We start from the raw sequence: 9680 nt of genomic DNA, 5'->3' as shown, positions 1-9680 counted from the left end.
GCACCCCCGAGGACGCACTCGACACCGCCTGCCACCTCCACCTCACCGGTCTCGACACCTGACACGGGCAAGCGCACGCCAAGCCCGACGTCAACCCCCGAAGGATTTACGACGCAGACCACTAAGTACCAGGTGAGACAGAGGAAGGATGGGAATGTCCGCACCGCAGGCGAACGCCACTCCAGGGGATCGACTCCCGGGCGGAGACCGCGGAGACCGCGGCCAAGTTCCGCACCTTCCTCCAGGCCGTGGGGGCGGCGCTGTGACCGCCGCGGCACCCACCTGGCCCGCCGAGTTCGCCGAGGGCTACCGCGCGGCCGGCTGGTGGCGCCGGGAAACGTTCGGCGGCATGCTGCGCGAGCGCGCCGGCGCGCACCCCGACCGGATCGCGATCGTGGACCCGACCGGCGGCCCCGACGGCGGCCGCCGCACCTGGACGTACGGCGAACTCGACCTGCGGGCCGACCGGATGGGGCCGGGCTGACCGCCCGGGGCATCGGCGCCGGGGACAAGGTCGTCGTCCAGCTCCCCAACGTGGCGGAGTTCTTCGAGGTGGTCTTCGGGCTCTTCCGGATCGGCGCGCTCCCGGTGTTCGCGCTGCCCGCGCACCGGCGGACCGAGATCGGTTACTTCTGCTTCTTCACCGGCGCGGCGGCATACGTGATCCCGGCCACGCACGGCGGCTTCGACTACCGCGAACTCGCCGCGCAGGTACGGGAGGACGCCCCCGAGTTGCGGCACGCGTTCGTGACCGGCGGCGACCCGGGCGCCTTCACCGCCCTGTCCGAGGTGCCCCTCGACCCGGACCCCGAGCCGCCGGTCCACGGCCGGCCCGCGCCCCGGGACCTGCAGAACTACTTCCTGTCCTCGTTCGACACCGCGAGCGAGCCCGTCACCGGACTGCTCCGGCAGGTGTCCCGGCTGCGCGAGGAGGCGATCCGGGCCGACGTACCGATCTTCTACACGGCCCAGCAGGGCGGTCAGAGCGCCGAGGAGCGCGGCCTCCAGCAGGACTTCTGGGGGCCCGGCCTGCCCCTCGACCCGGAGGCGGAGGCCATCGCCTCGGCCGTGCCCCCCGGGCCCGGCGACACGGTCCTGACCAAGTGCAAGTACAGCGCGTTCGTCCGTACGGACCTGTTGGAGCGGCTGCGGGCGCTCGGTCGCGACCAGCTGGTCATCACCGGCGTGTGCGCCCACATCGGGGTGCTGATGCGGCGTGCGACGCCTGGATGCAGGACGTGCAGGCCTTCGTGGTCGCCGACGCGATCGCGGACTTCTCGGCGCACGAGCACCGGATGGCGCTCGAATGGGCCGCCGGGCGCTGCGCGTACGTCACCACGACCGACCGGGTCTGCGAGGCCTGGTGAGAACGGGGCCGGTCCGCCCGCGTCCGCTGCCGGGCGCCCCGTCGGCACGGCGCCGCGGTCCGGCCGGCCCCCGTGTCGCATGCCCGGGCGGTCCTGCCGGTCCCGCTGCCGCCCCGGCGCCCCGCCTCGACCGAGAATCCCTCTGACGGACCAGGCAGCAACTTGCCAACTTGGGCGTGCCGGCTGTGCTGCGGCGCGCGGCGGGAGTCAACTTGAGCCACGTACGTCACCCCCACTTCGGGACCCGTCCCCAACCGAAGGAGTCACCGTGAACGACCGTCTCTCCACCGCCCAGCCATACGCGCTGGGTCTGTTCCGGATCGTCACCGGCCTGTTCTTCGCCTGCCACGGCGCCGCCTCGCTGTTCGGCGTGCTCGGCGGCGCCCACGGCGGCGGCACGGTCCCCGTCGGCACCTGGCCGGGCTGGTACGCGGCGGTGATCCAGCTCGTGGCCGGCACGCTGGTGCTGTTCGGGCTCGGCACGCGCAGCGCCGCCTTCATCGCCTCGGGCTCGATGGCCTACGCCTACTTCACGGCCCACCAGCCGAACGCGCTCTGGCCGATCCAGAACAACGGCGAGTCCTCCGCCATGTTCTGCTGGGCCTTCCTGCTCCTGGTCTTCACCGGCCCGGGCGCCCTCGCCGTGGAGCGGCTGCTGCCCTCCCGGACGTCCGTCGGCGCACCGATCGTCTCGCCCGCGTCCGACACCGCCGGCGACGACCGGCGCACCAGCCCCGCCACCGCCTGACCCACCCGGCCGTCCCGCCTGCGGGTTGCACGACGAACGGGCCCGCCCCCTGCGCACGGGGCGGGCCCGTTCGTCGTGCGGGGGGGCGAATCCTGACCCCTGAATGGGAGCGGTTTGGCCTCACGATTGGGTGACAGTGCCGTTGCCGTCGCCCGCGAGAACCCGCTTCTCCCGCGGCACGGTGGTGACCCTGTTCGCCGGCCTGCTTCTGGCGACGGGGGTGATCGCGAGTGTCGGCTACGGCGCACGCGACATCTCGGCGCTGGAGACCGTCAAGATCCTGCTCCACCCCCGCGGCGATCGCCGAGCCGACGAGCGCCAGCCAGAAGAAGCCGCTCGCGTCGCTGACGTCGAGGAAGAGGATGCCGAGGACCACGAACATCGCGGCGCCCTGCTCCACTCCCAGGATGCCCGGATCGGAGAGCGGGTTCATCGTCAGTGCCTGCATCACGAGTCCGGAGGCGCCGAGCGAGGCGCCGACGGCCAGACCGAGGAGGGTGCGGGGGATGCGTTCCGTCCACAGAACGTCGTGGTTGTATCCGCCGCCCCCGGCTACCCGGACGCGCTGAACGCGCCGTGGGCGGTCGAGCACCTGACCCCGCTCCTCGCCAAGGCCGTCCCGGCCAGTAGGCGACGGCCCTCGATCTGTCGCTTTCGGGTCTCGCCGAGACCCTGTGGAGCGGCAAGGCCGGCTACCGCACCCTGTCCGGCCTGCCGCTGGCGGAGGCGATGGTCGACGACGAGCGGCTCGGCGGTTCGGCCCGCGAGGGTGTGGATCGCGCCCGGTGTCGCCGGCGGGTACGACTGGCGGCGCTGAACCAGTTGTGGCTGGCGTCGGCGTTCGGTTCGGGGGTGCGCTCGGAGGCCGCGTTCGCGGAACTCGTCGCGCGCGCCGGACTGTCGGTCCGCGAGCTCACGGACATCGGCTGGGACCACCGCCTGTGGGTGCTCGCCCGGCAGGGCTGATCCCGCGATCGACCAGGACCTGATCCGAGGGACGGCCCTGGGGCCTGATCCAAATGACAGGCCCTAGTCGCGCAGGAAGAGGTCGGCGCTCTCCACCCGTGCCCAGCGGCGCGGTGGGGAGGGCGGGCGCGGGATCTCCCGGCCCTGTTCGCGCCACTGGCGCACGACGGCGTCGTAGATGGGGGTCCCCGAGGGCCGGGCGTGCTCGCCGGTTCGGGGGCTGAGGCCCGGCCAGGGTGCCGGAACGGTTCTTCTCGTCTCGTTCACGACGTACCCAACGACGGGAGGCCGCTTCAGGCAACCCTCGGCCGCGCCCCGACCGGCGTGTGGTCGGTGTGAACGGTCGCGGCGATCAACCGCGGCACGGCGTGCACGAGGGCGTGCTCGGCGGCTTCGGCCAGCTCGTGGGCCTGCACCACCGTCAGGTGCGCATCGACGACGATGTCGGCCTCGGCGCGCAGGGCGTGGCCGATCCAGCGCATCCGGACCTGTCCCACGCCCCGCACACCGCCGACCGAGCGCAGCGCGTTCTCCGCGCTCTCCACCAGGCCGGGGTCGACGCTGTCCATCAGCCGCCGGAACACCTCCCGCGCGGCGCCGAGCAGCACGTACAGGATCGCGACGGTGATCAGCAGCCCGATCACGGGATCGGCGGCCTTCCACCCGGCGGCGGAGCCGGCCGCGCCGAGGAGGACCGCGAGGGAGGTGAAGCCGTCGGTACGGGCGTGCAGGCCGTCGGCGACCAGGGCCGCGGAGCCGATCCTGCGCCCGGTACGGATGCGTTGGCGGGCCACCCACTCGTTGCCGGCGAACCCGACGAGCGCGGCGGCGGCCACCGCCCACAGGTGGGTGACGTCGCGGGGATGCAGCAGCCGGTCGACGGCCGCCCATGCGGCGAGCGCCGCGGAGGCGGCGATGGTCGCCACGATGAGCATCCCGGCCAGGTCCTCGGCCCGGCCGTAGCCGTAGGTGTAGCGCCGGTTCGCGGCGCGCCTGCCGAGCACGAACGCGATGCCGAGCGGGACGGCGGTCAAGGCGTCGGTGGCGTTGTGGACGGTGTCGCCGAGCAGGGCCACCGATCCCGACAGGGCGACGATCATCGCCTGGACGACGGTGGTCGCCGCCAGGACGAGCAGGGAGAGCCACAGCGTGCGCATGCCCTCGCGCGAGGTCTCCATGGCCGTGTCGATCCTGTCGGCCGCCTCGTGGCCGTGGGGGCGGATCAGGTGCGCCAGGCGCCGACCGAGCCCCGCGTGCTCGTCGTGCTCGTGGTCGTGCCGGTCGTGCTCGTGTACGTGCCGATTCCCCTCCATGACCCCACGGTGGCACATCGCACGCATTGCGGCTACAGCCGTCATACGCCCTGTGACCAGGTGCGATTCACTCGCATGTGCGGCCCCGGAGCAGCCACCCACCGGTGCGGTCCCCGGACCCGCGCGGACGGGGCGGACGAACGGCGGGGACGACGGTCAGGACGGTTCTTCCGCGAGGATCCGGTCCGCCGCGTAGTGCGGGCACCGCTCCGCGTGCCAGGTCACCGTCAGGAAGCCCGGGCCCGCCGCGATCGTCCGTGCCACGCCGTCGACGGGCCCGGCCCCGCAGTATCCGCACACGAGTGTTCTCGGAACCGGCAGCTCCACCATGACCGCTTCCTCCCACCGAACCGGCGCGCATCCGAAGCACCCACATTTATCAAACCCGCACACGATCCGGTCGGGTACCGACGGGTAGTGGCCGACTTCCGTACACATCGGCCGGGGGACGCGGGTACGGCGCGTACGAAGGCGAGGCGTCGAGGATCCGCGTGCCCGTGCCACCGATCAGGATCGGAGAAGCGCGGCCCGCCCCGCCGGCCGTAGCGTGAAGGCCACGGGCATCGAGCCCCGCGGGCAGGGAACGAGGCGCCCGGCCCCGATCGACGGATGGAGACACGATAAGCATGGCCAAGAGGACGGACACGCGGTCGTCCGCGCCGCACGACGCCGACAGCCACGACCTGATCAGCGTGCACGGCGCGCGCGTGAACAACCTCAAGGACGTCAGCGTCCAGATCCCCAAGCGGCGGCTGACGGTGTTCACCGGCGTCTCCGGGTCGGGCAAGAGCTCGCTGGTGTTCGGCACGATCGCGGCGGAGTCGCAGCGGCTGATCAACGAGACGTACAGCGCCTTCGTCCAGGGCTTCATGCCGACGCCGGCGCGGCCCGAGGTCGATGTCCTGGACGGGCTGACGACCGCGATCATCGTGGACCAGCAGCGGTTGGGGGCCGACCCCCGCTCCACGGTCGGCACCGTCACCGACGCCAACGCGATGCTGCGCATCCTCTTCAGCCGCCTCGGAAAGCCGTACGTCGGCGGGCCCGGCGCCTTCGCCTTCAACGTCCCCTCGGTCCGGGCCAGCGGGGGGATCACCGTCGAGCGCGGCGCCGCCACCAGGACGGTGAAGGCGACCTTCAGCCGCACGGGCGGCATGTGCGTGCGCTGCGAGGGCCGGGGCAGCGTCTCCGACATCGACCTCGCCCAGCTCTACGACGACTCCAAGTCGATCTCCGAGGGCGCGTTCACCATCCCCGGCTGGAAGTCGGACAGCTGGTGGACCGTGCGGCTCTACGCCGAGTCGGGCTTCCTCGACCCGGACAAGCCGATCCGCAAGTACACCAAGAAGGAGATGCAGGACTTCCTCTACCGGGAGCCGACCAAGGTGAAGGTCGAGGGCGTGAACCTCACCTACGAGGGCCTCATCCCCAAGATCCAGAAGTCGTTCCTGTCCAAGGACAAGGAGGCGATGCAGCCGCACATCCGGGCGTTCGTGGAGCGGGCGGTCACCTTCACCACCTGTCCCGAATGCGACGGCACCCGGCTCAGCGAGGAGGCCCGCTCCTCGCGCATCGACAAGCTCAACATCGCCGAGGCCTGTGCGATGCAGATCAGCGACCTGGCGGGGTGGGTGAGCGGGCTCGACGAGCCGTCGGTGGCGCCGCTGCTCTCGACCCTGCGCGGGACCCTGGACTCGTTCGTGGAGATCGGGCTCGGCTACCTCTCGCTCGACCGCCCGTCGGGCACGCTGTCGGGCGGCGAGGCGCAGCGCGTCAAGATGGTCCGCCATCTCGGCTCCTCGCTCACCGACGTCACCTACGTCTTCGACGAGCCCACGACGGGTCTGCACCCCCATGACATCCAACGGATGAACGACCTGCTGCTGCGGCTGCGCAACAAGGGCAACACGGTGCTGGTCGTGGAGCACAAGCCCGAGACGATCGTGATCGCCGACCATGTCGTGGACCTCGGGCCCGGCGCGGGCGCGGCGGGCGGCACGGTCTGCTTCGAGGGCAGCGTCGAGGAGCTGCGGACCGCGGGCACCGTCACCGGCCGCCACTTCGACGACCGGGCCGCCGTCAAGGACACGGTACGGACGCCCACCGGCACGCTCGAGATCCGCGGCGCGACGACGCACAACCTGTGCGACGTCGACGTCGACATCCCGCTCGGGGTGCTGACCGTCGTCACCGGTGTCGCCGGCTCCGGAAAGAGCTCGCTCGTGCACGGGTCGATCCCCGCCGGCGAGGGTGTGGTGTCGATCGACCAGGGCGCGATCCGCGGTTCGCGCCGGAGCAACCCGGCCACGTACACCGGCCTCCTCGACTCGATCCGCAAGGCGTTCGCCAAGGCCAACGGCGTGAAGCCGGCGCTGTTCAGCGCGAACTCGGAGGGTGCCTGCCCGAACTGCAACGGCGCCGGGGTCATCTACACCGACCTGGCCATGATGGCGGGCGTCGCCATCGTCTGTGACGAGTGCGAGGGGAAGCGGTTCCAGGCGGCGGTCCTGGAGCACCACCTCGGCGGCCGCGACATCAGCGAGGTGCTGGCGATGTCGGTGACCGAGGCGAAGGAGTTCTTCGGGGCCGGGGAGGCGCACACGCCGGCCGCGCACCGGATCCTCGGGCGTCTCGCCGACGTCGGACTGGGCTACCTCAGCCTCGGTCAGCCGCTGACCACACTGTCGGGCGGCGAGCGGCAGCGGCTCAAGCTGGCGACCCACATGGCCGACAAGGGCGGGATCTACGTACTGGACGAGCCGACCGCCGGTCTGCACCTCGCGGACGTCGAGCAGTTGCTGGGTCTCCTCGACCGGCTCGTCGACTCCGGCAAGTCGGTGATCGTGGTCGAGCACCACCAGGCGGTCATGGCACACGCCGACTGGATCGTGGACCTGGGCCCCGGGGCCGGCCACGACGGCGGCCGGATCGTCTTCGAGGGCACGCCCGCCGATCTGATCGCCGGCCGCTCGACGCTCACCGGCGAGCACCTGGCGGCGTACGTCGGCGCCTGACCGGGACGCGCGGACCCGGCGCGGCGGGCCGGAGGGGGCGGCAGGGCACGATGAGGGCGGTACTCGATCGAAACCGTTCTTTTCGAGAAGGAGAGAGGGCATGCTGCAAGCCTTCGCCGACCTGTCCACCCCGCTCCTGGCCGATGCATGTGTCCGTACGAACACGCCGCTGCGCGTCGCACCGCCGGGCATCGGCGCGGTCGTGCAAGGGCACCGGGTGGCGGGGCCCGTGCTGCCGGTGCGTCACTTCGGGAGCGTGGACGTGTTCCTGGAGGCCTACGGCCGGGCCGAGGAGGGCGACGTCCTGGTGATCGACAACGGCGGCCGGTCGGACGAGGCGTGCGTGGGTGACCTGGCGGTGCTGGAGGCCGCGGCGGCGGGGGTGACGGGCCTGGTGGTGTGGGGACTGCACCGCGACACCCCGGAGCTGGCCGAGATCGGGCTGCCCGTGTTCAGCTACGGCGCCTACCCGCCCGGACCCGTACGGCTGGACGAACGGGAGGCCGATGCCCTGGTCACCGCCCGGTTCGGGGCGCACCTCGTGGACGGCCGGGACTTCGTCTTCGGTGACGTCGACGGCGTGCTGTTCGTCGCCGCGGAGCACGTCGAGAAGGTGCTGACGACGGCCGAGCGGATCCGCGAGACGGAGCGGGAGCAGGCGCACCGGATCCGATCGGGCGAGACGTTGCGCCGGCAGACGGCCTTCGAGGACTACCTGGTCCTGCGGGACGCCGATCCCTCGTACACCTTCCGGCGGCACCTGCGGCGCATCGGCGGGGCCATCGAGGAGTAGGTCGCGCACGTGTCGCGGCGCTCCCCCGGTCTGCGCGGGGACCGCCGCCCGCGCGGTGGGCCGGTCCGCCGAACGGCCCACCGCGCGGTGGATCAGTTCTGGCCCAACGGCAGGGCCAGGTCGGTGACCTGCTGCTTCGCGGGGAAGGCGCCGAGGTCGCGGGCCGCTCCGGTCAGCACGTCGATCTGGTAGAGGCGGGAGCCGCGGCCGGTGTCGAGGCTCGCGAATCCCTGGTTGGTGCCGTGCTTGGCCGAGTAGTGGATGTCGAATCCGGCGTCGGGAGCGGCGTTCACACCGAGGTTCCCGGTGGGGGCGAGGGTGCCGGCGTTGGCGGGTGACTGGAGGGAGACCCGGTCGGCCGTGGTGTCGAGGTCGAAGAGGGTGGTCCCCGTGGCGGCGTTCAGGTCGTTGTTGGTCGCCGCCGTCGGCGGACGCCAGGACGACGGACGCGGCGATGGCGATCTTGCGCGTGCGCATGAGGCTCTCCAGGGGCAAGGGTTTCGAGGATGCCCGCCCGGGGTGTCGGGCGGGTTCGCGTCTGTTTCGACGGCCGGGCCCGCGCGGACGGGTCGATGCCCGCGATCCCACCCCAATGGCGGCACCGGGCGCGCGGCCGTGTCTCGCGGCCTGGCGCCGACAGCGGGGCTACGGTGGGCGCCGGGTGAGCGTCAGAGAGGTCGGTGCCGGTGTCGACGTCAAGCCATGAGGTGTTCGGTGCGCCGTGTTGGGTGAGCCTGATGACCCGCGACATGGAGAACGCGCAGGCGTTCTACGGGGCCGTGCTCGGGTGGACCTTCCGGCCGACCCGGCTCGGCGAGGGTTTCTCGGTGGCGATGCGTGACGGGGTGCCGATCGCGGGCATCGGGGCGCTGGCCGGTCGGCTGGGCGTCCCGGTGGCCTGGACCCCGTACTTCGCCGTCGACGACGCCGACATCACCTCGGCGCGGGTCCGTGAACGGGGCGCGACCATGGCCGTGGGCCCGCTGACCTTCGGTACCGGGCGCGCCGCGCTCGCCGCCGACCCGGACGGAGCGGTCTTCGGTTTCTGGCAGGGCGAGGTCATCCCGGACTGGACGGCGCACCGCCACCGCGCCGCAGCGTGGCTCGAACTGCGCACGCGTGACGCGTTCGCCGCCGCCGTGTTCTACGGGGACGTCCTGGACTGGGCGTGCGAGCGCCCGGGGTGCTGCGACGTCTCGTACGAGCACGACCACGTGGTGATCCGGCGCGGTCACGACACCGTCGCCCGGATCAGCGGCGGGGCCGTGGAGGAGGCTCCCGACCCGCAGATCCGCCCGCGCTGGCACATCCACTTCGACGTGCCCGACCTGGAGGCGGCCGTGGACACCGCCGTCCGGCTCGGTGGCCTTACGGCCTCTCCCGTCCAGACGTCGGGCGACAGCCGCCGGGTCGCGATCGGGGACCCGGACGGCGCCCTGTTCACGATCGTCTCGCCGCAGGGCGCGTCCGGTTGAGCGG

Annotated in this window: 9 protein-coding genes and 4 pseudogenes; 8 read left to right on the top strand and 5 right to left on the bottom strand. The window is 72.3% G+C overall.

All coding sequences use genetic code 11. The features are described 5' to 3' along the window. Nucleotides 1–262: 262 nt before the first annotated feature. The 4 genes and pseudogenes from OTB19_RS43705 (at nt 263) to OTB19_RS26635 (ending at nt 2115) form a co-directional block, all read left to right on the top strand. Entirely contained in the window at nt 263–484 is a 222-nt protein-coding gene (locus OTB19_RS43705; RefSeq protein ID WP_420716914.1) for a hypothetical protein, read from the top strand. A gap of 50 nt (nt 485–534) precedes the next feature. Then, nucleotides 535–717: pseudogene (gene entE / locus OTB19_RS43700) on the top strand (2,3-dihydroxybenzoate-AMP ligase); the annotation flags it as partial. A gap of 72 nt (nt 718–789) precedes the next feature. Then, nucleotides 790–1367, top strand: a pseudogene (locus OTB19_RS26640) (isochorismatase family protein). A gap of 268 nt (nt 1368–1635) precedes the next feature. Further along, entirely contained in the window at nt 1636–2115 is a 480-nt protein-coding gene (locus OTB19_RS26635; protein ID WP_267801029.1) for a DoxX family protein, read from the top strand. Between the two features lie 349 nt (nt 2116–2464). On the opposite strand, the pseudogene OTB19_RS26630 reads toward OTB19_RS26635, so the two are convergent. After that, nucleotides 2465–2707, bottom strand: a pseudogene (locus OTB19_RS26630) (iron chelate uptake ABC transporter family permease subunit); the annotation flags it as partial. Between the two features lie 137 nt (nt 2708–2844). Here OTB19_RS26630 and OTB19_RS26625 point away from each other — a divergent pair. Continuing rightward, nucleotides 2845–3081 carry a hypothetical protein gene (locus OTB19_RS26625; RefSeq protein WP_267801028.1) on the top strand — a complete coding sequence of 79 codons (237 nt, stop codon included), beginning with the start codon at nt 2845–2847 and terminating at the stop codon, nt 3079–3081. A gap of 63 nt (nt 3082–3144) precedes the next feature. Here OTB19_RS26625 and OTB19_RS26620 read toward each other — a convergent pair whose 3' ends face one another. From OTB19_RS26620 to OTB19_RS26610, 3 genes are all read right to left on the bottom strand, one after another. Then, nucleotides 3145–3348: a hypothetical protein gene (locus OTB19_RS26620; protein ID WP_267801027.1), complete on the bottom strand. Its 204-nt coding sequence runs from the start codon at nt 3346–3348 to the stop codon at nt 3145–3147. Nucleotides 3349–3374: 26 nt separating this feature from the next. Then, complete coding sequence (locus OTB19_RS26615; RefSeq protein ID WP_267801026.1) at nt 3375–4394, bottom strand: cation diffusion facilitator family transporter; 1020 nt, start codon at nt 4392–4394, stop codon at nt 3375–3377. A gap of 156 nt (nt 4395–4550) precedes the next feature. Continuing rightward, nucleotides 4551–4724, bottom strand: coding sequence for a hypothetical protein (locus OTB19_RS26610; protein WP_267801025.1), 174 nt, complete (start codon nt 4722–4724; stop codon nt 4551–4553). A 296-nt stretch (nt 4725–5020) separates the two neighbouring features. On the opposite strand from OTB19_RS26610, the gene OTB19_RS26605 reads away from it, so the two are divergent. Together OTB19_RS26605 and OTB19_RS26600 are read left to right on the top strand one after the other, a co-directional pair. Continuing rightward, nucleotides 5021–7408, top strand: coding sequence for an ATP-binding cassette domain-containing protein (locus OTB19_RS26605; RefSeq protein ID WP_420716913.1), 2388 nt, complete (start codon nt 5021–5023; stop codon nt 7406–7408). A 100-nt stretch (nt 7409–7508) separates the two neighbouring features. Beyond that, a complete protein-coding gene (locus OTB19_RS26600) occupies nt 7509–8201 on the top strand; it encodes an RraA family protein (RefSeq protein ID WP_267801024.1) in 693 nt (230 codons plus the stop codon). Nucleotides 8202–8293: 92 nt separating this feature from the next. On the opposite strand, the pseudogene OTB19_RS26595 reads toward OTB19_RS26600, so the two are convergent. Beyond that, a pseudogene (locus OTB19_RS26595) lies at nt 8294–8626 on the bottom strand (DUF4394 domain-containing protein); the annotation flags it as partial. A gap of 312 nt (nt 8627–8938) precedes the next feature. Between OTB19_RS26595 and OTB19_RS26590 the strand changes: the two are divergent. Further along, on the top strand, nt 8939–9676 hold the full coding sequence (locus tag OTB19_RS26590; RefSeq protein ID WP_267801023.1) for a VOC family protein: 738 nt from the start codon (nt 8939–8941) through the stop codon (nt 9674–9676). Nucleotides 9677–9680: the final 4 nt, after the last annotated feature.

Origin of the sequence: Streptomyces sp. H27-H5, from assembly GCF_026627505.1 — a bacterium.
Taxonomy (GTDB): Bacteria; Actinomycetota; Actinomycetes; order Streptomycetales; family Streptomycetaceae; genus Streptomyces.
This window is presented reverse-complemented; position numbering and strand designations above follow the sequence as displayed.